This window comes from Rhodosalinus sp. K401 (assembly GCF_041365735.1).
Taxonomy (GTDB): Bacteria; Pseudomonadota; Alphaproteobacteria; order Rhodobacterales; family Rhodobacteraceae; genus Rhodosalinus.
Genome location: NZ_JBGFSI010000011.1, coordinates 1 through 23,077, shown reverse-complemented (window position 1 = coordinate 23,077; position 23,077 = coordinate 1). Strand labels below are relative to the sequence as shown.

The window sequence follows — 23,077 nt, the reverse complement described above, 5'->3', positions numbered from 1 at the left end:
CTTTCGTTCCGCAAGCTATACGCGCCGCGCGCGGCGGCAAGGGTGCGCCGGGGTTGCGGGGCGATGCGCATGGAACGGCTGACCGCGCGCTTCTGGGTGGAGGCCTACCTGCGGCGTCTGACGCTCGCCGGGGTGCCGGCCTATGTAACGGCGCGCGGTGACCCCCAGGCGGGCGCGGTTCTGGTGAAGCTCGCCACGCTCGACGGGCGTGCGCGGGTCTTCTCGCGCTTCTCCGACCCGATGGCGGGAACGCGGCGCTGGGAGGTTCTGGCCGAGGGGCCGGAGCCGGAGGTGGACGCCGCCGTCGCGCGCCAGCGTGCCGTCGATCCCGATCTCTGGGTGATAGAGGTCGAGGATCGCGCGGGCCGGCACCTGCTGGACGAGCCGGGGCTCGACGGCTGACGTGCTGCGGGATGGACAGCGCCGCCCCCGCGGGGCAGGGTTGCGGCATGGAATGGCGTGACGAAGGGCTTCTGCTGGCGGTGCGTCCGCACGGCGAAAGCGCGGCGATCATCGAGGTCTTCACCGAGGCGCATGGCCGCCACGCCGGCGTCGTGCGCGGCGGCACCTCGCGCCGCGTCGCGCCGATCCTGCAGCCCGGCGCGCAGCTCGACCTCGCGTGGCGCGCCCGGCTGGAAGAGCATATCGGCAGCTTCACGGTGGAGCCCGTGCGCTCCCGCGCGGCGACCGCGCTTGGCGACAGGCGGGCGCTCGCCGGTCTTTCCGCGGTCACGGCGCTGCTGGCCTTCTGCCTGCCCGAGCGCGCCCCGCACCCCGCTCTCTATCGCCGCAGCGTCGCGTTGATGGACCTTCTGCCCGAGGCGGAGCTCTGGCCGCTCGCCTACCTGCGCTGGGAGCTTGCGCTGCTCGAGGAGATGGGATTCGGCCTCGACCTGTCGGCCTGCGCCGTGACGGGCGCGACCGAGGGGCTCGCCTACGTCTCCCCGCGCACGGGTCGCGCGGTGACGCGCGCGGCGGCCGGAGACTGGGCGGATCGCCTTCTGCCGCTGCCGCCCTGCCTCGTCGGCGCGGGCGAGGCCGAGGAGGACGAGATCGCGCAGGCGCTCGGCACCACGGGGCATTTCCTGCATCACCATCTCGCGCCGCAGCTCGGAGACCGGCCGCTGCCGCAGGCGCGTCAGCGCTACGTCGACCTGCTGGCCCGCGAAAGCGCGCGGGCATGAGCGGCGCGCGCCCCGGCGAGGTGGCGCTCGGCTTCGAGCCCGGCGCGGAACCCGAGGCAGGGCTCTGCTTCATCGGGCGCATCCGGTCCGACTGGCGCGCGGGCGACTGTCCGCGCAACATGCGTCAGGCGCGGGAGAGAGGCGGCGGCAACGCAAGGATCGAACTTGACGCACCTTACCGCGCGGGGCTGTGCGGGCTCGCGCCGGATCAATGGATCTGGCTTCTGGCATGGTTCGGGGCGAAGCGGCGCGACCTCATCGTGCAGGCGCCGGCCCATGCCGACGGTCCGCGCGGCACCTTCGCGCTTCGCTCGCCGGTGCGGCCGAATCCGGTGACGATGCAGCTGGTGCGGATCGTGTCGCTGGACATGGACACGGGCGTGCTGAAGATCGACGCGACCGACGCCTTCGACGGGACACCCGTGCTCGACATCAAGCCGTGGCTGCCCGGTATCGACCGGCCCGAGGGCGCCGGCCCGCAATGACCCTGCGCGCCGGCGCCGGTTCGCCGTGGCGCCGCGCGCGGCGGCGTGGTTCACTGCAGCCGATGCGTTCCGCCATACCCCTGGCGGGCGCGCGGCTGGAGGGAGGCCGGAGATGGATCGAAACACCTATATCACGCGGGCCGAGGATCAGCTCGACTGGCTAGATGGCCGGATCGACGAGCTGAAGGAGAAGGCCGAGAAGGACCAGGCGGAGGCCCGCGAAGACTACGAGCGCCGGGTCGCCGCCTTGCAGGAACGCGCCGACGAGGCGCGCGCCACGCTCGACCGGATGCGGGCGGCCGGGGATGGCGCGTGGGACGAGCTGAAGGCTGGGTTCGAGAGCGCGTGGAAGGATATCTCTTCGGCCGTGGAGCGCGCCGACGGCAGGTCGGGGTCGTGAAACATGCAAGGGCCGCCGGCCCGGACGGGGCGGCGGCACTTGCGATGACCCTTGCAAAGGCGGTGCGGGGGCTCAGCCGAGCAGCCGCCGCGCGATGACCTGCGCCTGGATCTCCGCGGCGCCCTCGAAGATGTTGAGGATGCGCGCGTCGCACAGGATGCGGCTGATCCCGTATTCCAGCGCGAAGCCGTTCCCGCCGTGGATCTGGAGCCCGTTGTCGGCCGCGGCCCATGCAACGCGCGCGCCCAGAAGCTTGGCCATGCCGGCCTCGAGGTCGCAGCGCCGCTCCTCGTCCTTCTCGAAGGCCGAGAAATAGGTGAGCTGGCGCGCCACCATGATCTCCACCGCCATCATGGCGAGCTTGCCGGAGACGCGCGGGAATGCGATGAGCGGCTTGCCGAACTGCTTGCGATCCTGCGCGTAACGCATGGCCACGTCGAGCGCGGACTGCGCCACGCCAACGGCGCGCGCTGCGGTCTGGATGCGCGCGCTCTCGAAGGTCTGCATGAGCTGCTTGAAGCCCTTGCCCTCCTCGCCGCCGAGCAGGTTCTCTCCCTTCACGCGGAAGCCGTCGAAGCCGAGTTCATACTCCTTCATGCCGCGGTAGCCCAGAACCTCGATCTCGCCGCCGGTCATGCCGTCGGTCGGAAACGGATCCTCGTCGGTGCCGGGCGTCTTCTCGGCCAGGAACATGGACAGGCCGCGGTGGTCTGTGCTCTCGGGATCGGTGCGCGCGAGCAGCGTCATGACATGGGTGCGCGTGGCGTGGGTGATCCACGTCTTGTTGCCCGTGACCAGGTAGTCGCCGTTTTCATCCTTGACCGCCCGGGTGCGCAGCGCGCCGAGGTCTGAGCCCGTGTTGGGTTCGGTGAAGACGGCCGTCGGTAAAACCTCGCCCGAGGCGAGCCCCGGAAGCCATCTTTCCTTCTGCTCGGCGGTGCCGCCGCAGATGATGAGTTCGGCCGCGATTTCCGACCGGGTGCCGAGGGAGCCCACCCCGATATAGCCGCGCGAGAGCTCTTCGGAGACGACGCACATGGAGGCCTTCGACATGCCCAGCCCGCCATATTCCTCGGGAATGGTGAGGCCGAACACGCCCATCTCGGCAAGCTCGCGGATCGTCTCCATCGGGATGAGCTCATCCTTGAGGTGCCAGTCATGCGCGTGGGGCTCGATCTTGTCCACGGCGTAGCGGCGGAACTGCTCGCGGATCATCTCGAGCTCTTCGTCGAGACCCGTGGCGCCCACGGTCGCCTCTGCGGCGCGTTCCTGCATGAGCTCCACGAGGCGCGTGCGCGCGGCCTGGGTGTTGCCCTCCCGGGTGAGCGTCAGGACCTCGGGCGCCATCAGCGCGCGCATGTCCTCCTGCGAGAGGCCGATGTCCTGAAGCCGCAGGATCTCGCCCTGGCTCATGGGGATGCCGCCCTGGATCTGCCAGAGGTATTCGCCGAAGGCGATCTGCAGGATCAGCTGCTCGGTCTCGCCGAAGCGGCCTTCGGCGTCCAGCTTCTCGGCCCAGGCCTGCATCTGGCGCAGCGATTCGACGTAAGTCGCCAGCCATGCGAGGCCGTGCGCGGCAGTCTGGTGCAGCTCCACCAGCGTGCCCGACACGCGGCCGTCTTCCGTCACCTCGGCGCGCAGCCGCTCGGTGGCCGTTTTCAGGATCGTCTCGGCCGGGGCCACGGCCGCGGCCGTCAGTCCGAGGAGACCGGGGAGGATAACTTGCGGTGCGGCGGTCAGGTCCTGTCCGTCATGGGCCATGATTCACATCCTTGTCCTGCGTTGCGGTGTCCTAGTGGTTTTGCAGGCGCAGCGCAATAAAAATGCCCGTACCTGCGGCCTTTCGACCGATTGTTGCGCCCCCGTTTCGCTGCGGCGCAGTGTCACGGGGCCGTCCCGGCGGCACGCGCCAGACCCCGCGCCGTGCGTTGATGGGGTTCGAGCTAATCCATCTGCCCACGAAGGCCATACGGCCGGTGCCAGCGGCACAGGACGGGCACGGAAAGCGCCGGACCGATGCCGCGCCCCGAAGGCATGGCGCCCTGCCCGCGTGGCGGGGGGACGGCAGCACAAGACGAAGGCGCCTTGCCCGGGGGCAGGGCGTCGCGCGGTTCAGCCGAGGGCCGCCGCCTTCACGTCCTCGTCGATGTAGGGAACATACTTCTCGAAATTGTCCGCGAACATCTGCACGAGCTTGCGGGCCTGGACATCGTAGGCGTCCGGATCGTCCCAGGTGCGCCGCGGGTCGAGCAGCACTTCGGCCACGCCGGGAACATCGACCGGCACGTCGAAGCCGAAATTCGGATCCTTGCGGAACTCCGCCTCCGACAGCGACCCGTCGAGCGCCGCCGAAAGCAGCGCGCGGGTCGCCTTGATCGGCATGCGTGATCCGGTGCCATAGGCGCCGCCCGTCCAGCCGGTGTTGACGAGCCAGCAGGTCGCGCCGTGCTTGGCGATCTTCTCGCGCAGGAGGTTGCCGTAGACCTCGGGGCGGCGCGGCATGAAGGGCGCGCCGAAACAGGTGGAGAAGGTGGGTTCCGGCTCGGTCACGCCGCGCTCGGTGCCCGCGACCTTGGAGGTGAAGCCCGACAGGAAGTGATACATCGCCTGCGCGGGCGAGAGCCGCGCGATGGGCGGGAGCACGCCGAAGGCGTCGCAGGTGAGCATGATGACGTTCTTGGGATGCCCGCCAAGCGCCGTGTCCGAGGCGTTGGAAATGTAGTCCAGCGGGTAGGCGCAGCGCATGTTCGCGGTCAGGCTGTCGTCGTCGAAATCGAGTTCGAGCGTTTCGGGATCGAACACCATGTTCTCGATCACGGTGCCGAACTTGCGCGTGGTGGCGTAGATCTCGGGCTCGGCCTCGGGCGACAGGTTGATGGTCTTGGCGTAGCACCCGCCCTCGAAGTTGAAGGTGCCGCGGTCGGACCAGCCATGCTCGTCGTCGCCGATGAGCACACGATCGGGGTCGGCCGAGAGCGTGGTCTTGCCCGTGCCCGAAAGGCCGAAGAAGACCGCCGTGTCCACCGGATTGCCCGGCGCGTGATTGGCCGAGCAGTGCATCGGCATGATGCCCTTCTCGGGCAGGATGTAGTTGAGCAGCGTGAAGACGGATTTCTTGTTCTCGCCGGCATATTCCGTGCCGCCGATCAGGATGATCTTCTTCTCGAAATTCATCGCGATCACCGTGTCCGAGCGGCAGCCGTGACGCTCGGGATCGGCGCGGAAGGATGGAGCGTTGATCACCGTGTAGTCCGCGGTGAACCGGTCGAGCGCCGCGCGCTCGGGCCGGCGCAGCAGGTGGCGGATGAAAAGCCCGTGCCATGCGAGTTCGGTGATCACGCGCACGTCTATGGAGTAGGCCGGGTCGGCGCCGCCGACGAGGTCCTGCACGAAGAGGTCGCGCCCTTCGAGATGCGCCAGCATGTCGGCGTGAAGCGCGTCGAAGCCCTCGGGCGACATCTCGGCGTTGTTGTCCCACCAGATGTGGTCGGCCACGTCCGGCGTGCGGACCACGTGCTTGTCACGGGGCGAACGGCCGGTGAACTTGCCCGTGGTCACCAAAAGCGCGCCGCCCCGGCCGAGCGTACCCTCGCCGCGCTTGAGCGCCTCTTCGACCAGCGCCGGCTCGGTGAGGTTGTAATGGACAGTGCCGGCCTTCGCGATGCCCTGGTCCTCGAGGCGGAAGCTCGGGTTCACCCGTCCGATGGTCATCTTGGCTCGCTCCTTTTCGCCGCAATACCGGCGCCGCAATCTCCGTGACCGGGCCCGCGCGCCCGGCCGGGGAGGGCTGCCCGGCACCGCTGGTGTCGCGTCCTTAGCACGCGCCCGCAAGAGGTGAACAGGGAACCCGGTTCAGTTAGCGCAACCACGCGGGTGGTTAGCGCAATCATCGCCGGCGAATGTCGCGGCGTTGTCCACGGAATGCCGCAATTCAGCCGCCGCTAACCAAATTGTGGCGCAATCGCCTCGTAGTCTCGAGCCGAATCGTTGTGTGGGATTGATCGAAACGCGGAGGAAGCTCATGGTCATGGAAAAACTCGAAGAGCACAAGAGCAGCACAAGGACAGCTGGCATGTCGAAGATCGCACTGGTCGATGACGACCGGAACATTCTCACGTCGGTCGCCATGACGCTGGAGGCGGAGGGTTTCGAGGTCGAGACCTACAACGACGGCCAGTCGGCGCTGGAGGCGTTCAACCGCCGGATGCCCGATATGGCGGTCCTCGACATCAAGATGCCGCGCATGGACGGGATGGATCTGCTTCAGCGGCTTCGCCAGAAGTCGTCGATGCCGGTCATCTTCCTGACCTCGAAGGACGACGAGATCGACGAGGTGCTCGGCCTGCGCATGGGCGCGGACGATTACGTAAAGAAACCCTTCTCGCAGCGGCTGCTGGTCGAGCGGATCCGCGCGCTTCTGCGCCGGCAGGACGCGGTGGCCGGCGACGTGCTGGGCACCACCGAAGAGACCAAGGTCATGGTGCGCGGCAACCTCACGATGGACCCGCTGCGCCACGCCGTGACGTGGAAGGGCAACGACGTGTCGCTCACCGTGACCGAGTTCCTGCTGCTGCAGGCGCTCGCCCAGCGGCCCGGCTTCGTCAAGAGCCGCGACCAGCTCATGGACGTGGCCTACGACGATCAGGTCTATGTGGACGACCGCACGATCGACAGCCACATCAAGCGGCTTCGCAAGAAGATGCGCGGGGTGGATACCGAGTTCTCGGCGATCGAGACGCTCTACGGGATCGGCTACCGCTACAACGAAGAATAACGGATGGCTCTGGCGGAGGGCACGGGCTTGGGGCAGGCCCCGAAAAGGCGCGACGCCGATCTGGTCCTGGGCGAGGACTGGGTCGCGCCCGACGGAACGCTCCGCGATACCCCGCGCGAGCGGCGCGGGCTCCTGTCGTTGCGCCGATCTCCGCTGACCAGGAAGATCATCGTCTTCAACCTGATCGCCCTGAACATCCTCGTCGCGGGCATCCTGTATCTCAATTCCTCCCGTGACAGTCTCGCGCTGCAGAGGGCCGCGGGGCTCGTCGGCGAGGTGGAGCTCGTGGCCGACGTGTTCGAGGCGCAGCTCGGCGCGGATGGGCCGACCTCGCTCGGCGGCGAGGAAGGGCTCGCCCCCCCTCGGACGCTGGACGGGCTCGACCTGCGCCGCGGGGTGGAGGTTTTCGTCTTCGATGAGGCCGGGACCCCGATCGCGCACCGCGAGGGGCAAACCGGGTCGGAACCCCTGCGGCTGCTCCGCGAGGAAGCGGCGCGCACCGTTCTCTCGGACACGCTGTCCCGGCTCTGGGACATGCTGGAGGGGGCCGCGAACCTCGTCGGCGACGCGCCGGCAGTCTCGGTCGAGGCCCAGCTTGGCCCGGCGGTGACTGCGGCGCTTTCGGGACGGACGGTCGTGGAGACGGCGACGGGCACGACCGGCGGCAGCGTCATCACCGTTGCGACCCCCGTGATGCTGGACGGGCGCGCCGTGGGCGTCGTCGCCATGGCGAGCGCGGCCGGCGAGATCGACCAGATGGTGCGCGCGGAGCGCGAGCGCGTGCTGCAGATGTTCGTCGTGGCGATCCTCGTCTCCATCGGCCTGAGCCTCGTGCTGGCGTCGACCATCGCCAACCCGCTCCACGAGCTTGCCGCCGCCGCCGAGATCGGCGACCGGCGGGAACATGGGCGCATGGGCGGGCCGGGCCGCGTGCGCATCCCCGACCTCACCGCACGCCCCGACGAGATCGGCCGCCTGTCCGGCGCGCTTCGGGGCATGGTCAACGCGCTTTACGAACGGATCGACGCCAACGAGCAATTCGCCGCGGACGTGGCGCACGAGATCAAGAACCCGCTCGCGAGCCTGCGTTCGGCGGTTGGAACGCTGCGCGTGGCCAGCCGCGAGGATCACCGCCAGAAGCTCCTGGACGTGATCGACCATGACGTGCGGCGGCTCGACCGGCTGGTGAGCGACATCTCCAACGCGTCGCGGTTGGACAGTGAGCTTGTGAAGGAAGAGGAAGAGGCCTTCGATCTCTGCAAGATGCTAGACAACCTGGGCCAGTACCTCGGCCAGGAGGCGCGCGCCAAGAACATCGACTTCATCCTCGACCTGCCCGACGAGAAGATCATCGTGCACGGGCTCGAGGCGCGGCTCGCGCAGGTCTTCGTGAACCTCATCACCAACGCCATCAGCTTCTGCCAAGAGGGTGACGCGATCCGGATGTGGGCGCGCCGCCGCGACAACCGCGTGCTCGTGGTGGTGGAGGATACCGGCCCCGGCATCCCGGCCGGCGCCGAGAAAATGATCTTCAAGCGCTTCTACTCGGAGCGGCCCGGGGACGATTTCGGCAACAACTCCGGCCTGGGCCTCGCCATCTCCGAGCAGATCGTGGTTGCCCATGGCGGCGTGATCTGGGCCGAGAACATCCGTCCCACGGAGGCCGACCCGACTTCGGAGCCGCTGGGCGCGCGCTTCGTGGTCGGCCTGCCGATCTGAGCCGTGCCCGACGCCGCCCGCCCTTCCCAAATCGCGGGCGAGGCGTCGCCCGACCCCCATCCGGAGGAAGCGGTGCTGCACGCGGCCTGCATCGCCCTTCAGGGCCGCGCTGCCTTGGTCCTCGGGCGTTCGGGGGCGGGGAAGTCGCGGCTCGCGCTGGAATGCCTCGCGCGGGGTGCGTTGCTTGTGGCGGACGATCGCGTCGTGGTGCGCCGCGCCGGTCCGCATATCGTGGCGGACGCGCCCCCCGCGCTGCGCGGCCTGGTGGAGGCGCGGGGCGTCGGCCTTCTGCACGCGCGGGCGGCCGGGCCCACGCTGCTCGGCCTGCTGGTGGATCTCGACCGCACCGAGACCGCGCGGCTGCCGCCCCTGCGCCGGCGGGATCTTCTTGGCGTGTCCCTGCCGGTGGTTCACAATTCCGCGGCGGGCCATTTTCCGGCCGCGATACTGCAATACCTGACCTGCGGTCGCTTCGCGTGAGGCATATGCCCGTAACAGAGGACATGGAAACCCCGTCGATCCCGCGGCAGCGCGTGGTGCTGGTGACCGGGCCCGCTGGCGCGGGCCGCACCACCGCGATCAACGCGCTCGAGGATCTGGGCTACGAGGCGATCGACAACCTACCGCTCGGATTGCTGCCGCGTCTCTTGTCGGGGCCGCCGCCGCGCCGGCCACTCGCCCTTGGCATCGATGCGCGCAACCGCGATTTCTCGGTCGCGGCCATGCTCGAACTGGCGGACTGGCTTGCCGGGCTGGACGGTGTCGCGGGCGACCTGCTTTATCTCGATTGCCGGCCGGAGGTGCTGCTGCGCCGCTACTCGGAGACCCGGCGCCGCCATCCGCTCGCCCCCGCGGAGACGCCGCAGGACGGCATCGCGCGCGAGATCGACCTTCTCGCGCCGGTGCGCGCGCGCGCCGACATCCTCATCGACAGTTCCGAACTTACCCCGCACGAACTTCGCGCGGAGATCCGGCACTGGTGCGCCCCGGAGAACGGCGGGACGCTCGCGGTTTCGGTGCAGTCCTTCTCCTACAAGCGGGGGCTCCCGCCCGGGGCGGATCTTCTTTTCGACTGCCGCTTCCTGGTCAATCCGCACTGGCAGCCGGAGTTGCGCCACCGTGACGGAACCGATCCGGAGGTGGCCGCGCATGTGCGCGCCGATGCGCGATACGCCGCCTTCTTCGGCCGCCTCTGGGACCTGCTCGGCCTTCTTCTCCCGGCCTACGGGGAGGAGGGCAAGGCGCATGTCACCGTCGCCTTCGGCTGCACCGGCGGGCGGCACCGATCCGTCGCGGCGGCCGAGGACATGGCCGCTGCCCTTGCAGAGGCCGGCTGGCCGGTGTCAATAAGGCATCGCGAACTGGAGCGGCAGGACGATCCCGCCGCCGGGCCCGCACCGGAGGGAGCGCCAGCGGCGTGAAACACCCCGTGATCGGCATCGTGATCGTCGCCCATGGCGGGCTTGCGCGGGAATACCTCGCCGCCGTCGAGCACGTGGTGGGTGCGCAGAAAGGCATCCGTGCCATTTCCATCGAGGCCGACCATGACCGCGACGCCAAGCAGCGCGAGATCTGCGCCGCGGCCGACGCGGTGGACGAGGGCGGGGGCGTCGTGATCGTGACCGACATGTTCGGCGGCTCGCCCTCCAATCTGTCGCTGCGCGCCAGCGCGCCGGCCGACCGGCGCATTCTCTACGGCGCCAACCTGCCGATGCTGATCAAGCTGTCCAAGTCGCGCCATCTCGGCCTCGCGGAGGCGGTGCGGGACGCGCTCGAGGCGGGGCGGAAGTATATTGACAGCCAGAACATTTCCCTTGACTAGGCCCAGCCATGCCGAGCGATTGCACCACCCGTGTCCTGAAGATCGTCAACGAGAAGGGGCTGCACGCGCGCGCCTCCGCCAAGCTCGTCGAGGTGGTCGAGGGCTTCGACGCGACGGCGGAGATCAGCCGCGACGGGCACATGGCATCGGGGGACTCGATCATGGGGCTTTTGATGTTGGCAGCCTCCAGGGGAACCTCTATTCAGGTTCAGACGTCCGGACCCGATGCCGTCGCGCTGGCGGACGCGCTGGAGGCTCTGGTGGCCGACCGTTTCGGCGAGGACATGTGAACCGGCAGGGCGAGGGAGGTCCGGCAGTTTGGTTGACAGCTCGCAGCACCGTCCCGTGCTGATGCACAACCGTCCCGATGTCGTGCGGGGGCAGGGCGACGGGTCCAACCTGTCCGACCGCCCCTATGACCGGCGGCGGCTGAGCTATGCCAACACCTTCACCAATCCCCTCCAGGTCCGGACCATCCAGGCGATGGAGTTGCTGACGGGCAAGATGAAGCTTCTGCGCCTCATCCGGACATTCGAGGCGATGGGCGTGCCCTGCGGCCAGGCCTTCTGGAAACAGGCGCTCGACACGATGGGGATCGAGCTTGAGACGCCGCCGGAGGAGATCGCGCGCATTCCCCGGGAGGGGCCGCTCGTCATCACTGCGAACCACCCTCACGGGCTGGTGGACGGCATGGTCCTCGCCGAACTGGTGGGGCGCCGCCGCACCGACTACAAGATTCTCACGCGCTCGCTGCTGACCGGCGTGGGCGAGATCGAGCATTTCATGATCCCGGTGCCCTTCGCCCATGAGGAGGGCGCGCTTCAGCAGAACCTGGAGATGCGCAAACGCGCGATGGCGCATCTGAAGGACGGCGGCGCGATCGTGCTCTTCCCGTCGGGTGTCGTTGCGGCGTCCCGAACCCTGTTCGGCCCGGCCGTCGAGGCGGAGTGGAACCCTTTCACCGCGAAGATGATCCAGCGCTCGGGCGCTCGGGTGCTGCCGGTGTATTTTCCCGGACAGAACTCGCGGTGGTACCAGATGGCCAACCGCATCTCGGCGACGCTGCGGCAGGGGCTGCTTCTGCACGAGGTCGTGCACGCGCTGAACCGTCCGCAATCGCCGAGGGTGGGCGAGGTGATCGAGCGGGACGAAATCCAGCGCTGGGCCGAGAATCCGCGCGGCTTCGTGGCATGGCTGCGCGAGCGCACGCTGTCGGTCGGGCACACCGGAAGCGCGCGGCCGCCCGGGGTCGGGTCCGCCCCGCTGACGCGCCCGGGCACGGCGAACAGCCGCTGAGAAGCGATCAGCGCGTGGGCACCGGCGTCTCGCCGCGGTAGTCGTAGAAGCCGCGCTGCGTCTTGCGGCCCAGCCACCCGGCCTCGACGTATTTCGTGAGCAGCGGGCAGGGCCGATATTTCGTGTCGGCCAGGCCCTCGTGCAGCACGTTCATGATTGCAAGGCAGGTATCGAGCCCAATGAAGTCGGCCAGCTCGAGCGGCCCCATCGGGTGGTTCGCGCCGAGCTTCATGGACTGGTCGATCGATTCGACGCTGCCGACGCCCTCGTAAAGCGTGTAGACGGCCTCGTTGATCATCGGCATGAGAATGCGGTTGACGATGAAGGCGGGGAAATCCTCCGCCGAGGCCGCGGTTTTGCCAAGCCGGTCGACAACCGTCTTGCAGGCCTTGAACGTCTCCTCGTCGGTGGCGATCCCGCGAATGAGCTCGACAAGCTGCATCACCGGAACCGGGTTCATGAAGTGGAAGCCCATGAACTTCTCCGGCCGGTCGGTGCGGCTGGCGAGCCGGGTGATCGAGATCGAGGAGGTGTTCGAGGTCAGGATCGTTTCCGGCTTGAGATGCGCGTGCAGCGTGTCGAAGATCTTCTGCTTGACCTCCTCGCGCTCTGTCGCGGCCTCGATCACGAGGTCCGTCTGGCCGAGTTCGGTGAGTTCGAGGGTGGGCCGGATCCGGGCGAGCGCGGCGGTCTTCTCCTCGTCGGTGATCTTCCCGCGGGAGACCTGACGCGACAGGTTCCTGTCGATCAGCGCGAGCGCGTCGTCCAGCGCCTCCTGGCTGACATCGTTCAGAAGCACGTCGTACCCGGCGAGCGCCATGACATGCGCGATCCCGTTGCCCATCTGCCCGGCGCCCACGATGCCGACGCTCGCGATTTCCATGCTCACCGCTCCTCTTGTCCGGTTCGTGCCGCGCGCCGTCCCGCCGCAGGGCTTTCTCTTGCGCGTGACCATAGGGGCAGCGGGGCCGCTTTGCCAAGTCCGCGCGGGATTCGAAAAGTTTCGGAGAATTGGGCGTTTAGCCGATTGTCAACGGTGCGCCGCGACTCTGCCCGCCGGGTGAGAAGAAAAGTGGTGGGTGTGATGACCTACGCAATGCCGGGCCGCGCAGGGCTCGATTACGCTCCGTATCGTTACGGAAGCTCCAAACTCCTGTTTCGCGGGCCCCGCCGGCCGCCGCCGGACGACTACGTCGCCTGCCTCGGCGGCACGGAGACCTTCGGCAAGTTCGTGCTCCGGCCCTTCCCGGACCTTCTGGAAGAGCCGCTCGGCAAGACCTGTCTCAATTTCGGCGCCGTCAACGCGGGCGTCGACGCCTTCGCGAACGACGCCGCGGTGCTGGAGGCGGCGGCGGGCGCGCGGCTCGCCGTGGTGCAGGTGATGGGCGCGCAAAGCCTCAGCAACCGCTTCTACAGCGTGCATCCGCGCCGGAACGACCGTTTCGTGCGCGCATCGGACCTGATGCGGTCGATCTTCCCGGAGGTGGACTTCACGGAGTTCCATTTCACCGGGCACATGCTGTCGACCGTTGCCGCGCGCTGCCCGAAACGGTTTGCCACCCTCCGCGAAGAGATGCGGACGGCATGGCTTGCAAGGATGCGCACGCTAATCGAGCGGATCGGGGCGCCTGTCGTGCTTCTGTGGTTCGCGGAGCATTCGCCTGACACCTTTCCGATCCGGACGGTGGAGGTCCGCGCGCCGGAACCGCTCTTCGTGACGCGCGCGATGGTCGAAGCCCTGCGGCCCGCCGTCGCCACCGTGGTGGAGGTCGCGGCGAGCGAAGCCGCCCGCGCCGACGGCACGGAGGGCATGGTGTTCCGCGACGTGGAGGCCCCGGCGGCGCGGGGGCTGCCCGGGCCGCGCGCCCACGCCGAGGCCGCCGAGGCGCTGGCGCCGGTCCTGCGCGGGCTGCTGGATCGCTGAAACGAAAAGGCCCGCCACTGCGGGCGGGCCTTCGCGTTCCGTCCGGCTCCGCCGGTCAGCCGAGCTTTTCGGTGAGTTCCGGCAGCGCCTCGAACAGGTCCGCGACGAGGCCGTAGTCGGCGACCTGGAAGATCGGCGCTTCCTCGTCCTTGTTGATGGCGACGATGACCTTCGAGTCCTTCATGCCCGCGAGGTGCTGGATCGCCCCCGAGATGCCCACGGCGATGTAGAGCTCGGGCGCGACCACCTTGCCGGTCTGCCCGACCTGCCAGTCGTTCGGGGCAAAGCCCGAGTCCACCGCGGCGCGGCTTGCGCCCACCGCCGCGTTGAGCCTGTCGGCAAGCTTCTCGATGAGGGCGAAATCCTCCTGGCTGCCAACGCCGCGACCGCCGGAGACGACCACGCCGGCCGAGGTCAGTTCGGGGCGGTCGCTTTCCGCCACCTTGTCCTCGACCCATTCCGACAGCGCCGGATCGGCCGCGGCGCCGATGGTCTCGACGGGCGCGGAGTTGCCGGCGCCGGCGGCGTCGAAGGTCGAGGTCCGGACGGACAGGACCTTCTTCGCATCGGAGGATTTCACCGTCTGGATCGCGTTTCCGGCGTAGATCGGGCGCTCGAACGTGTCGCCGTCCACCACCTTCGTGATGTCGGTGATGACCATGACGTCGAGCAGCGCCGCGATGCGGGGCAGGATGTTCTTGGCGTCGGTGGTCGCGGGGGCCACGACGTGGTCGTAGTCCTTCGCCAGCTCCGCCACGAGCGCGGCGACCGGCTCGGCCAGGCGGTGGCCGTAAAGCGCGTCCTCGGCGCAGAGCACCTTGGCGACGCCGTCGATCTTCGCCGCCTCGGCCGCGGCGTCCGCCGCGCTCGCGCCGCAGGCCAGGATCGTCACCTCGCCCAGCTCCTTCGCGGCGGTCGCCGCCTTCGCGGTGGCGTCGAACGCGAGCGCCCCGTCGTTGATCTCGGCAATCAGCAGAACCGCCATCACACCACCCCCGCTTCCTTGAGTTTCGACACGAGTTCGTCGACCGAGCCCACCATCTCGCCGGCCTTGCGCGTCTCGGGCTCGCTGGTCTTGACGACCTCGAGCCGTGGCGCGACGTCCACGCCGTAATCGGCGGCCGTCTTCTCCTCGAGCGGCTTCTTCTTCGCCTTCATGATGTTGGGAAGCGAGGCGTAGCGCGGCTCGTTGAGGCGCAGGTCGGTGGAGATGATGGTCGGCAGCTTGACCTTCAGGGTCTGAAGGCCGCCGTCCACCTCCCGGGTGACGACCGCGTGGTCGCCCTCGATTCCGACCTCGTTGGCGTACATCGCCTGGCTCCAGCCGAGCAGCGCGGCCAGCATCTGCCCGGTGGCGTTCATGTCGTTGTCGATCGCCTGCTTGCCGCAGAGCACGAGGCCCGGCTGCTCCTCCTCCACGACCCTGGCCAGAAGCTTGGCCACGGCGAGCGGCTCGATATCCTGGTGCACGTCGTCGGCGGCGACGATCAGGATGGCGCGGTCGGCGCCCATGGCGAGCGCGGTGCGCAGCGTCTCCTGCGCCTGCTTCACGCCGATCGACACGGCGATCACCTCTTCGGCCTTGCCGGCCTCCTTGAGGCGGATCGCCTCTTCCACCGCGATCTCGTCGAACGGGTTCATGGACATCTTGACGTTGGCGAGATCGACGCCGCTGCCGTCCGCCTTGACGCGGACCTTGACGTTGTAGTCGATCACGCGCTTCACCGGCACGAGTACCTTCATCCGCGTGGTTCTCCCTATCGTTTCGGCGCCGAAGACGACGGCGCGGTGCACGTTACCTGAGGGTGATATATTTTCGTTCTGGCGGGAAACAGGGCAAAATCGTCACGCCGGCGTCGAAGAACGTCGCGTTTTTCATTTCGCGGGACCTCACGCGGTCCGGCGACCGGGTGCGGCGCTGCCGCTCCGCCCCATGGCCGCCGGATGCCGGGGGCCGCGCCGCGGGCGGCGCCGTCACGGCGGCACTGCCGGAACATCCGCTTTTCCGGGCTCACCGGGCCTGCCGGATCGAGGCGCTCTTCGGACGGCCCTTTCCGGGCCCGGAAACCTGCCTCCCGGCGGCGCGCGATCCGGACCGCAGGTGCGGCACTCTGTCACGCTGGCCGAGCGGCCCGGGACCGCGTGCGGCCCGAAGCCCGCAAAGCGGGGTCATCTTGGCCGCGGTCAGGTCGCGATGGCGCCTCCGGGCCCGGGGAGGGCGGGCGCCCGTCGGCGCTCGCCGTCAGCGGTTCGCCCCGGGAACCCACAGGACGTCGGCGCGCCCGTCGTCGTTGGCGATCCGGGCCGCGACGAAGAACCAGTCCGACAGGCGGTTGAGGTATGTCACCGCCGCGGGGTTCACCTGCTCCATCGTGGCGAGTTCCACCGAAAGCCGCTCCGCTCGACGCGCGACCGTGCGGCACAGGTGCAGATGCGCCGCGAGCGCGGAGCCCCCCGGCAGCACGAAGCTGCGCAGCGGCTCCAGTTTCTCGTTCATCGCGTCGATCTCGGCCTCGAGGCGCTGCGTCTGGGCATCGACCATGCGCAGGCGCGGGTATTCGGCCTCGTGATCGCGGTCCATGTCGGGGCAGCAGAGATCCGCGCCAAGATCGAAAAGGTCGTTCTGGATGCGCGACAGCGCCGCGTCCACCTCGCCCTCGGCGTGAAGCCGGGCTAGCCCGACCACGGCGTTCAACTCGTCCGCGGTGCCATAGGTGTCCACACGCGGCGCGTGCTTGGCCACCCGCGCGCCGTCGCCCAGCGCGGTTTCCCCGGCGTCGCCCGTCTTCGTGTAGATCTTGTTGAGAACGACCATGCGCTCAGCCTCCCGTTCCGCGTAGCCAGATGAAGAGAAGAATCGCCAGAACCGCGACGAACTGCACCCCGACGCGCCAGCGCATCAGCCGGTTCGAGTGCTTGCGGTTGAACTCGCCGCCTTTCGCGAAGCCGCCGACCCCGGTGGCGAGGATCACGACCACCGCGAGAAGCAGCAGCAGGATCACGATGAAAAGCGGATCACTTGCCATGGCGGCGGTCCTTTCACTGGCGTTGCGGGCCACATAGCGGAGTGCCGCGCAAAAGCGAACCTCGAATCAGGGCTTTCCTAGCCCTTCGCAAGCAGCCGATCCAGCGCACGGGTCGGCAGCGCGCGCCGGAGCGCGGCCGCGATGTGGGTGGGGGTCGTCACATGGTAGCGGGGCGCGGGCTTCGGGCTCTCCAGCGCATGGATCAGCTTCCTCGTCACTGCCGAGGGCGGCAGTTCGAAGCGGTCGGGCCCCCGCGTCTGGTAGAGGCGCTTGAGCAGGGTCGCGCGATACTGCGCCGCCCTCGGCGAGGCTTCCCAGTCCACCCAGCGCTCGAAATGGGGAATCGCGTTCTGGCGGATGCGGGAGGTCACGGGTCCCGGCTCGATCAGCACGACATGGATACCCGTGCCGCGCATCTCGATGCGCAACGTGTCCGTCAGCCCTTCCAGCGCGAACTTGGTGGCGTTGTAGGCGCCGCGCCAGGGCGCGACGACGAGCCCGAGCACCGAGGAGCACTGCACGATCCGGCCGTGCCCCTGCGCCCGCATGGCGGGGATCACCCGCCGCGTCAGCTCGTGCCAGCCGAAGAAGTTCGCCTCGAAGACGGCGCGCAGCGCGTCGGTGGGGAGATCCTCCACCGCGCCGGGCATGGCGTGCGCCCCGTTGTTGAAAAGCGCGTCGAGCCGGCCGCCCGTGGCACCGAGCACCGCATCCAGCGCGGCGGCGATCGACCCGGTGTCCGTGTAGTCGAGCTGCACGGTCTCGAGCCCTTCCTCGGCGAGGCGCGTGCAATCGCGCTGCTGCCGGCAGGCCGCGAAGACGCGCCAGCCGCGCGCCGCGAGGGCGTGCGCCGCATCGTATCCGATGCCCGACGAGCAGCCGGTGATCAGGATGGTTCGCGCGCTCATGGCCCCGAGGCGTAGGCTGCGCGCGGGGCGCGCGCAAGCGGATCAGGCGTCGGTCTTCTCGAGAAGCGCGGCCGCCATCCAGCCGACCCGCCCCGTCGTCTCCACGCGCAGCTTCACCCAGCCCTCGCCGGGATCGCTCAGAACCTCGACCCGTTCGCCGCGCGACAGCCGCGCGAGCACGCTGTAGGACGTGCCGGGGCCGTTGCGCATGTTGACCGCTGCGCCCGCGACCCTGCGCATGTCTGCTGGCGGTGCGGCCAGCGGCGCCGGCGCGGCAGGCCCCGCCGATGTGACCGGAAGCACCGGGTCGGAAAAGAGCGAGGCGCCCGCGACGGCCCCGGGCGTTTCCGCCCGCGGCGGCGCCGAGGCCTCCTCGGGCGCCGGATCGCGGGCCGCTGCCAGGGTGACCCCGAAGGCGTCGTTCCCAAGCGCGGCGGTTTCCACCGCCCCGTCCCCATCCTGCGCGATCTCGACGGACGCCGCTGGTGGCGAAACGGCACGCGCGACATCCTGGCCGGGCTCTCGCGCCGCGGCCTGAAGCGTGCCTTCGCGCGGCGCGTAGTCGCTCCCGCCGCTCAACTCGTAGAAAGCCCACCCCAGCATGACGAAGGTGAGCAGCATGAACCGCCACATGGCGACACCCCCCGGACCCCTTGTTACCCCTTACGTCGCGCTTGGCAGCAAATTGACGCAGCAAAAACGTTAACAGATTCCCTAACGTCAACGGAGTCCAAAAAACGGGCTTTCGGCATCGCCGGCGCGGCTACGCTTTGACCGGGCCTCCCGGCGCCGCTATCACCGCCGCATGAACGATCATCCCGAAGATCCCGGCGCGCCCGCGCCCCTGTCGGCGGAGCCCCTGCGGCGCGCGCTGGGCGAGCGTTACCTGACCTACGCGCTCTCGACGATCATGCACCGCGCCCTGCCGGACGCGCGCGACGGGTTGAAGCCCGTGCACCGGCGGATCCTCTACGCCATGCGCGAGCTGCGGCTGGCGCCCGGCGGGGGCTTCCGCAAGTCGGCGAAGATTTCCGGCGACGTGATGGGCAACTACCACCCCCACGGCGACGCGGCGATCTATGACGCCATGGCGCGCCTCGCCCAGCCCTTCGCCATGCGCTATCCGCTCGTGGACGGGCAGGGCAATTTCGGCTCGATCGACGGCGACAACCCCGCCGCCCCGCGCTACACAGAGGCGCGCATGACCGTCTTCGCCGAGGCGCTGCTCGACGGTCTGGGCGAGGATGCGGTGGATTTCCGCGACAACTACGACGGCACGTTGCAGGAACCGGTGGTGCTGCCCGCCGCTTTCCCCAATCTGCTGGCCAACGGCGCCTCCGGCATCGCGGTGGGCATGGCCACCAACATCCCGCCCCACAACCTCTCGGAGCTGATCGACGCCTGCCTTCACCTGATCAAGGCGCCCGACGCGCGGGACGACACCCTGCTGAACCACATTCCCGGCCCCGACTTTCCGACCGGCGGCGTGATCGTGGAGCCTGCGGAGAGCATCGCGCAGGCCTACCGCACCGGCCGCGGCGGGTTCCGTCTGCGCGCCCGGTGGGAAAAGGAGGATCTCGGCCGCGGGCAGTGGCAGATCGTCGTCACCGAGATCCCCTACCAGGTTCCGAAATCGAAACTGATCGAGAAGATCGCGGAGCTTATCCAGACCCGGAAGGTCCCGCCGCTCGCCGATATCCGGGACGAGAGCGCCGAGGACGTGCGCGTGGTGCTCGAGCCGCGCTCGCGCAACGTGGACCCCGAGGTGCTGATGGGCCTGCTGTTCCGCAGCTCGGACCTCGAGACCCGCGTGCCTCTCAACATGAACGTGCTCGTGGACGGCCTGACCCCGAAGGTCTGCTCGCTCAAGGAGGTGCTGCGCGCCTTCCTCGATCACCGTCGCGGCGTGCTGGTCCGGCGCTCGCGCCACCGGCTGGCCAGGATCGACCACCGCCTCGAGGTGCTGGAAGGGTTCCTTCTGGCCTTCCTGAACCTCGACCGCGTGATCGAGATCATCCGCTACGACGACGCGCCCAAGGCGGCGATGATGTACGAGGACTGGTCGCGCGCGCATCAGGCGACGCTGACGCGGGCGGCGTCGGAGGCGGAGTATCGCTCTCCGCTGGCCGGGGTGGACCGCGCCACGCTCGAGGCGGTGCCCGACCCGGACGCGCCGCCCGGTGAAGAGACGCCGAAGCGCTTCCCCGACCGGGAGCTGTCGGACGTGCAGGCCGAGGCGATCCTCAACATGCGGCTGCGCAGCCTCCGCCGGCTCGAGGAGATGGAGCTGACGGCAGAGCGCGACCGGCTGATGGAGGAGCGCGCGGCGCTCGAGGACCTGCTCGAGGACGAGGGCGTGCAATGGGCGCGCATCGCCGAGGAGTTGCGCGAGACGAAGAAGCGTTTCGGCCGGGAATGGCCGGGCGGGGCGCGGCGCACCGGCTTCGCCGAGGCGACCGAGGCCGGGGACGTGCCGATCGAGGCGATGATCGAGCGTGAACCGATCACGGTCGTCTGCTCGCAAATGGGCTGGATCCGCGCGCTTTCGGGTCACGTGGACCTCAACCGCGAGCTCAAGTTCAAGGACGGGGACGGCCCGCGCTTCATCTTCCACGCCGAGACGACGGACCGCCTTCTGCTCTTCGGCTCGAACGGGCGGTTCTACACGCTGTCGGCGGCGGGCCTGCCGGGCGGGCGCGGCATGGGAGAGCCCGTGCGCCTGATGGTCGATCTGCCCAACGAGGCCGAAATCGTGTCGCTGATGATCCATCGCCCGGGTGCGCGGCTGCTGGTCGCCTCTTCGGCCGGGGACGGGTTCCTCGTGCCGGAGGACGAGGTGCTCGCCCAGACGCGCGCCGGCAAGCAGGTGCTCAACGTGCGCGCCCCGGCGACGGCGCGGGTCTGCGCGCGGGTCGCGGGAGACGCGGTCGCGGTGGTGGGCGACAATCGCAAGATGCTCGTCTTCGACATCGAGGAGCTGCCCGAGATGACGCGCGGCAAGGGCGTGCGCCTTCAGAAATATAAGGACGGCGGCCTGTCGGACGCGACGACCTTCGCGCGCGAGGCGGGGCTTTCGTGGCATGACCCGGCGGGCCGCACCCGGACCGAGACGGATCTCGCCGAGTGGACCGCGAAGCGTGCCTCGGCCGGTCGCATGGCGCCCCGGGGTTTTCCGCGCGACAATCGCTTCAACTGACCGGTCGCCTCGACGGGCCGGCCGCGCGTCCGCCTTGCGTCGCGCCCACCGGGCCGGAGGGAGCCCGGACGCGTCGCCGCGCCGCGGGGCCTTTTCGCCCGGCCAACGATGTCAGGCGAGCGGCTCCGCCTCGAGCCAGACGCCGCCTTCCGGCCGTAGGGTCAGGATCATGACCGGGCGCGGATCGCGGCCCGCGACCGGCGTGAAGCGGAACCGCGCGAGCAGCGTGGCGAGGATGATCACCGCCTCCTGAATGGCGAAGCTCGCCCCGATGCAGATGCGCGGGCCGTCGCCGAAGGGCAGGTAGCTGAAACGCCGGATCGCCTTGCGATCGGCGAAACGCTCGGGCCGGAAGGCGTCCGGCGCCTCCCAGAGAAGGCGGTGACGGTGGAGCGCGTAGGCCGGGATCATCACCGTGTCGCCCGGGCGGATCTCGCGGCCGCAAAGCCGATCCTCGACCTGCGCGGTGCGCGAGAACACCGCCGCGGGCGGGTAGAGGCGCAGCGCCTCCTCGCAGATCTGGCGGATGTAGGGCAGCCGCTCCACATCCGCGGCGCCGGCGGCGCGCGCACCCAGAACCGCGGCCGCCTCTTCCTGAGCGCGCGCCTGCACGCGCCTGTCGAAGGCGCAGAGATAGAGCGACCATGCAAGGGTCAGCGCCGTCGTCTCGTGGCCCGCCACGATGAAGGTCAGCAGGTTGTCGCGCAGCTCGGCGTCGGACATGCGCCGCCCGGTCTCGGCATCCTCTCCGGCGCGGAGCAGGTCGAGAAGATCGGGCGTCGATGACGGCCCGCGAGCCTCCCGCGCGGCGACGACCCGGTCGGCCATCGCCTTCATGTCGCGCGTCGCCGGGTCGAAGGCCACGCGCCCGGGCCGGGGCACCCAGTCCGGGGCGCCGATCACGTCGAGAAAGGAGATCTTCCCGGATTCGGTGACGTAGGCGTCGATGGCCGCGTGCACCGCCGCGCGGTCGAAGCCCTCGCCATCGGCGAAGGTCACCGTCGAGATCACGTCGAAGGTGGCCGCCACCATCTCGTCGTAGACGTTGACGGCGCGCCGCCCGGCCGCGGCGCCGATCCGGTGGGCGGCGCGCTCCGCCGCCTCGGTCATCACGGGGGCGAGGCTCGTCACGTTGCGGTGCGAGAAGGCCGGCGCCGCCGCGCGGCGCTGCCAGCGCCAGTGCGCGCCTTCCGCGATGAAGAGGCTCTCTCCGATGGCGGGGCGCAGCAGGCTCTTGGTCACGTCCGATTTCGGGTAGTCGTCCAGCCGCTCGACCAGGACGCGGCGCAGCGCGCCCGGGTCCATGACCATGTGCCAGCGCGTGCCGGTCTTGCCCGACACGACGGGCTGCCGCGTGGCGACCTCGGGGATGATCTCCACGATGTTGCGCCGCGCGGCCGCGAGGCTTTCGAAAAGGCCGAGCGGCCGTGTGCCGAGGGCGACGCGGACGGGTAGTTCGCTCGATGTGGAGGTCGGACCGGTCACGCGCATCTCCCCTCGACTGCTCCTGCGATATAGGCGCCGCGCCGCGGCGGGCAAAACGGCCGGACAATTGCATGCCCGGGCGCGCTGGGCTATCGGGGGCCGTCCCCGTGCCGGAGTGCCCGCATGCCCAGACGTTCCGCCATTCTCGCCCTGCTCGGCCTTGTCGCCGCCTGCGGCACCACGGCCGATCTCGCCGAGCCGCCGGTTCCGCTGGGCGATTTCCGTCTCGGCCACAGCGTGGTCCTGGCGCGCGAGCCGGTGATCGGTCCGGCCTCGCGCGAGGCCACGCGGCAAGAGTGGGAAGCCGCGCTCGACGCCGCCATCGAGGAGCGGTTCGGCCGCTACGAGGGCGACAGCTTCTACCATTTCGGGGTGAGCGTGGACGGCTACGTCCTGGCGCTTCCCGGCGTGCCCATCCTCTTCTCGCCCAATTCGGCGCTGATCGTCAGCGTGACCGTCTGGGACGACGCGACCGGAACGAAGCTGAACGAGGAGCCCTTCCGGGTCACGGTCACCGAGTCGCCGACGGGCGAGTCGCTTCTGCTCGGCTCGGGGCTCAGCAACAGCAAGCAAGAGCAGCTGCGCAACCTGTCGGTGTCCGCGGCCAAGCAGCTCGAGCGGGAGCTTGTGCGCCGGCATCGCGAGGAGGGCTGGTTCGGCGGCCCGGAGCCTTCGGATGCCGCGCCCGGGACCACGTCCGGCGCCGCGGCGCAGGTCGCCGACGGCTAGACGCGCCGGGCCAATCAGGCGCTTGATTTTCCCGGGCGCACCCAATAGACGAGCGCGCGATGCTAACCCGGGTCGGCTCAGACCCCCCAACCGCGAGGCGCCTCAGGAAGATGGCAAAAGAGAAGTTTG

General features: G+C 69.4%; 24 protein-coding genes. 14 read left to right on the top strand and 10 right to left on the bottom strand.

The genetic code is table 11. The features are described 5' to 3' along the window. Nucleotides 1-69 precede the first annotated feature (69 nt). The 4 genes from AB6A66_RS12520 (at nt 70) to AB6A66_RS12505 (ending at nt 2,069) form a co-directional block, all read left to right on the top strand. Nucleotides 70-402 carry a DUF1491 family protein gene (locus AB6A66_RS12520; RefSeq protein WP_371056157.1) on the top strand — a complete coding sequence of 111 codons (333 nt, stop codon included), beginning with the start codon at nt 70-72 and terminating at the stop codon, nt 400-402. Between the two features lie 47 nt (nt 403-449). Beyond that, on the top strand, nt 450-1,184 hold the full coding sequence (recO, locus tag AB6A66_RS12515; protein ID WP_371056156.1) for a DNA repair protein RecO: 735 nt from the start codon (nt 450-452) through the stop codon (nt 1,182-1,184). Then, nucleotides 1,181-1,669 (top strand): TrmO family methyltransferase, encoded by a 489-nt coding sequence (locus tag AB6A66_RS12510; protein ID WP_371056155.1) that lies wholly within the window; start codon nt 1,181-1,183, stop codon nt 1,667-1,669. The genes recO and AB6A66_RS12510 overlap by 4 nt, the downstream gene beginning before the upstream one ends. A 112-nt stretch (nt 1,670-1,781) precedes the next feature. Further along, nucleotides 1,782-2,069, top strand: coding sequence for a hypothetical protein (locus AB6A66_RS12505; protein ID WP_371039044.1), 288 nt, complete (start codon nt 1,782-1,784; stop codon nt 2,067-2,069). 72 nt (nt 2,070-2,141) lie between these two features. Here AB6A66_RS12505 and AB6A66_RS12500 read toward each other — a convergent pair whose 3' ends face one another. Beyond that, nucleotides 2,142-3,830: an acyl-CoA dehydrogenase family protein gene (locus tag AB6A66_RS12500; RefSeq protein ID WP_371056154.1), complete on the bottom strand. Its 1,689-nt coding sequence runs from the start codon at nt 3,828-3,830 to the stop codon at nt 2,142-2,144. A gap of 351 nt (nt 3,831-4,181) precedes the next feature. Next, nucleotides 4,182-5,780, bottom strand: a complete 1,599-nt coding sequence (locus AB6A66_RS12495) for a phosphoenolpyruvate carboxykinase (RefSeq protein WP_371056153.1) — start codon at nt 5,778-5,780, stop codon at nt 4,182-4,184. Nucleotides 5,781-6,141: 361 nt separating this feature from the next. Here AB6A66_RS12495 and AB6A66_RS12490 point away from each other — a divergent pair, with 361 nt between their 5' ends. From AB6A66_RS12490 to AB6A66_RS12460, 7 genes are all read left to right on the top strand, one after another. After that, on the top strand, nt 6,142-6,843 hold the full coding sequence (locus tag AB6A66_RS12490) for a response regulator transcription factor (RefSeq protein ID WP_371039041.1): 702 nt from the start codon (nt 6,142-6,144) through the stop codon (nt 6,841-6,843). A gap of 3 nt (nt 6,844-6,846) precedes the next feature. Next, the gene (locus tag AB6A66_RS12485; protein ID WP_371056152.1) at nt 6,847-8,562 is read left to right on the top strand and encodes a sensor N-terminal transmembrane domain-containing protein; all 1,716 of its coding nucleotides are present in this window, start codon (nt 6,847-6,849) and stop codon (nt 8,560-8,562) included. Nucleotides 8,563-8,565: 3 nt separating this feature from the next. After that, nucleotides 8,566-9,042 (top strand): HPr kinase/phosphorylase, encoded by a 477-nt coding sequence (locus AB6A66_RS12480; RefSeq protein ID WP_371056151.1) that lies wholly within the window; start codon nt 8,566-8,568, stop codon nt 9,040-9,042. Nucleotides 9,043-9,065: 23 nt separating this feature from the next. Next, nucleotides 9,066-9,983 (top strand): RNase adapter RapZ, encoded by a 918-nt coding sequence (rapZ, locus tag AB6A66_RS12475; protein WP_371056150.1) that lies wholly within the window; start codon nt 9,066-9,068, stop codon nt 9,981-9,983. An 8-nt stretch (nt 9,984-9,991) separates the two neighbouring features. After that, on the top strand, nt 9,992-10,384 hold the full coding sequence (locus AB6A66_RS12470; RefSeq protein WP_371039127.1) for a PTS sugar transporter subunit IIA: 393 nt from the start codon (nt 9,992-9,994) through the stop codon (nt 10,382-10,384). 8 nt (nt 10,385-10,392) lie between these two features. Next, entirely contained in the window at nt 10,393-10,674 is a 282-nt protein-coding gene (locus AB6A66_RS12465) for an HPr family phosphocarrier protein (RefSeq protein WP_371039037.1), read from the top strand. Between the two features lie 61 nt (nt 10,675-10,735). After that, nucleotides 10,736-11,680, top strand: a complete 945-nt coding sequence (locus AB6A66_RS12460) for a lysophospholipid acyltransferase family protein (protein ID WP_371039126.1) — start codon at nt 10,736-10,738, stop codon at nt 11,678-11,680. A 7-nt stretch (nt 11,681-11,687) separates the two neighbouring features. Here the strand turns inward: AB6A66_RS12460 and AB6A66_RS12455 are convergent, their stop codons facing one another. Then, nucleotides 11,688-12,563 (bottom strand): 3-hydroxybutyryl-CoA dehydrogenase, encoded by an 876-nt coding sequence (locus AB6A66_RS12455; RefSeq protein WP_371039036.1) that lies wholly within the window; start codon nt 12,561-12,563, stop codon nt 11,688-11,690. Nucleotides 12,564-12,764: 201 nt separating this feature from the next. Here AB6A66_RS12455 and AB6A66_RS12450 point away from each other — a divergent pair, with 201 nt between their 5' ends. After that, entirely contained in the window at nt 12,765-13,604 is an 840-nt protein-coding gene (locus AB6A66_RS12450) for a DUF6473 family protein (RefSeq protein ID WP_371039035.1), read from the top strand. Between the two features lie 55 nt (nt 13,605-13,659). Here AB6A66_RS12450 and AB6A66_RS12445 read toward each other — a convergent pair whose 3' ends face one another. The 6 genes from AB6A66_RS12445 to AB6A66_RS12420 form a co-directional block, all read right to left on the bottom strand. After that, entirely contained in the window at nt 13,660-14,589 is a 930-nt protein-coding gene (locus AB6A66_RS12445) for an electron transfer flavoprotein subunit alpha/FixB family protein (RefSeq protein ID WP_371056149.1), read from the bottom strand. Continuing rightward, nucleotides 14,589-15,347, bottom strand: a complete 759-nt coding sequence (locus tag AB6A66_RS12440; RefSeq protein ID WP_371056148.1) for an electron transfer flavoprotein subunit beta/FixA family protein — start codon at nt 15,345-15,347, stop codon at nt 14,589-14,591. The genes AB6A66_RS12445 and AB6A66_RS12440 overlap by 1 nt, the downstream gene beginning before the upstream one ends. Nucleotides 15,348-15,846: 499 nt before the next feature. After that, nucleotides 15,847-16,419 carry a cob(I)yrinic acid a,c-diamide adenosyltransferase gene (locus AB6A66_RS12435; RefSeq protein ID WP_371039032.1) on the bottom strand — a complete coding sequence of 191 codons (573 nt, stop codon included), beginning with the start codon at nt 16,417-16,419 and terminating at the stop codon, nt 15,847-15,849. Between the two features lie 4 nt (nt 16,420-16,423). Continuing rightward, the gene (locus AB6A66_RS12430; RefSeq protein WP_371039031.1) at nt 16,424-16,630 is read right to left on the bottom strand and encodes a twin transmembrane helix small protein; all 207 of its coding nucleotides are present in this window, start codon (nt 16,628-16,630) and stop codon (nt 16,424-16,426) included. A gap of 77 nt (nt 16,631-16,707) precedes the next feature. Further along, nucleotides 16,708-17,538 carry an SDR family oxidoreductase gene (locus AB6A66_RS12425; RefSeq protein ID WP_371056147.1) on the bottom strand — a complete coding sequence of 277 codons (831 nt, stop codon included), beginning with the start codon at nt 17,536-17,538 and terminating at the stop codon, nt 16,708-16,710. Nucleotides 17,539-17,580: 42 nt separating this feature from the next. Beyond that, a complete protein-coding gene (locus AB6A66_RS12420) occupies nt 17,581-18,159 on the bottom strand; it encodes an SH3 domain-containing protein (RefSeq protein WP_371056146.1) in 579 nt (192 codons plus the stop codon). 184 nt (nt 18,160-18,343) lie between these two features. Here AB6A66_RS12420 and AB6A66_RS12415 point away from each other — a divergent pair, with 184 nt between their 5' ends. Next, nucleotides 18,344-20,734: a DNA topoisomerase IV subunit A gene (locus AB6A66_RS12415; RefSeq protein ID WP_371056145.1), complete on the top strand. Its 2,391-nt coding sequence runs from the start codon at nt 18,344-18,346 to the stop codon at nt 20,732-20,734. A 111-nt stretch (nt 20,735-20,845) separates the two neighbouring features. On the opposite strand, the gene AB6A66_RS12410 is transcribed toward AB6A66_RS12415, so the two are convergent. Next, nucleotides 20,846-22,219, bottom strand: a complete 1,374-nt coding sequence (locus AB6A66_RS12410) for a cytochrome P450 (RefSeq protein ID WP_371056144.1) — start codon at nt 22,217-22,219, stop codon at nt 20,846-20,848. A gap of 123 nt (nt 22,220-22,342) precedes the next feature. Here AB6A66_RS12410 and AB6A66_RS12405 point away from each other — a divergent pair, with 123 nt between their 5' ends. Further along, nucleotides 22,343-22,948, top strand: coding sequence for a hypothetical protein (locus AB6A66_RS12405; protein ID WP_371039026.1), 606 nt, complete (start codon nt 22,343-22,345; stop codon nt 22,946-22,948). Nucleotides 22,949-23,077: the final 129 nt, after the last annotated feature.

Bases quoted from the DNA above. Each gene is read 5' to 3' on its own strand.
- AB6A66_RS12495 (WP_371056153.1), bottom strand. From the start codon at position 5,780: ATGACCATCGGACGGGTGAACCCGAGCTTCCGCCTCGAGGACCAGGGC.
- AB6A66_RS12490 (WP_371039041.1), top strand. From the start codon at position 6,142: ATGTCGAAGATCGCACTGGTCGATGACGACCGGAACATTCTCACGTCG.
- AB6A66_RS12510 (WP_371056155.1), top strand. From the start codon at position 1,181: ATGAGCGGCGCGCGCCCCGGCGAGGTGGCGCTCGGCTTCGAGCCCGGC.
- AB6A66_RS12505 (WP_371039044.1), top strand. From the start codon at position 1,782: ATGGATCGAAACACCTATATCACGCGGGCCGAGGATCAGCTCGACTGG.
- AB6A66_RS12405 (WP_371039026.1), top strand. From the start codon at position 22,343: ATGCCCAGACGTTCCGCCATTCTCGCCCTGCTCGGCCTTGTCGCCGCC.
- AB6A66_RS12440 (WP_371056148.1), bottom strand. From the start codon at position 15,347: ATGAAGGTACTCGTGCCGGTGAAGCGCGTGATCGACTACAACGTCAAG.
- AB6A66_RS12485 (WP_371056152.1), top strand. From the start codon at position 6,847: ATGGCTCTGGCGGAGGGCACGGGCTTGGGGCAGGCCCCGAAAAGGCGC.
- AB6A66_RS12430 (WP_371039031.1), bottom strand. From the start codon at position 16,630: ATGGCAAGTGATCCGCTTTTCATCGTGATCCTGCTGCTGCTTCTCGCG.
- AB6A66_RS12465 (WP_371039037.1), top strand. From the start codon at position 10,393: ATGCCGAGCGATTGCACCACCCGTGTCCTGAAGATCGTCAACGAGAAG.
- AB6A66_RS12420 (WP_371056146.1), bottom strand. From the start codon at position 18,159: ATGCTGCTCACCTTCGTCATGCTGGGGTGGGCTTTCTACGAGTTGAGC.
- AB6A66_RS12435 (WP_371039032.1), bottom strand. From the start codon at position 16,419: ATGGTCGTTCTCAACAAGATCTACACGAAGACGGGCGACGCCGGGGAA.
- rapZ (WP_371056150.1), top strand. From the start codon at position 9,066: ATGGAAACCCCGTCGATCCCGCGGCAGCGCGTGGTGCTGGTGACCGGG.
- recO (WP_371056156.1), top strand. From the start codon at position 450: ATGGAATGGCGTGACGAAGGGCTTCTGCTGGCGGTGCGTCCGCACGGC.
- AB6A66_RS12455 (WP_371039036.1), bottom strand. From the start codon at position 12,563: ATGGAAATCGCGAGCGTCGGCATCGTGGGCGCCGGGCAGATGGGCAAC.
- AB6A66_RS12460 (WP_371039126.1), top strand. From the start codon at position 10,736: ATGCACAACCGTCCCGATGTCGTGCGGGGGCAGGGCGACGGGTCCAAC.
- AB6A66_RS12520 (WP_371056157.1), top strand. From the start codon at position 70: ATGGAACGGCTGACCGCGCGCTTCTGGGTGGAGGCCTACCTGCGGCGT.
- AB6A66_RS12415 (WP_371056145.1), top strand. From the start codon at position 18,344: ATGAACGATCATCCCGAAGATCCCGGCGCGCCCGCGCCCCTGTCGGCG.
- AB6A66_RS12500 (WP_371056154.1), bottom strand. From the start codon at position 3,830: ATGGCCCATGACGGACAGGACCTGACCGCCGCACCGCAAGTTATCCTC.
- AB6A66_RS12445 (WP_371056149.1), bottom strand. From the start codon at position 14,589: ATGGCGGTTCTGCTGATTGCCGAGATCAACGACGGGGCGCTCGCGTTC.
- AB6A66_RS12450 (WP_371039035.1), top strand. From the start codon at position 12,765: ATGACCTACGCAATGCCGGGCCGCGCAGGGCTCGATTACGCTCCGTAT.
- AB6A66_RS12425 (WP_371056147.1), bottom strand. From the start codon at position 17,538: ATGAGCGCGCGAACCATCCTGATCACCGGCTGCTCGTCGGGCATCGGA.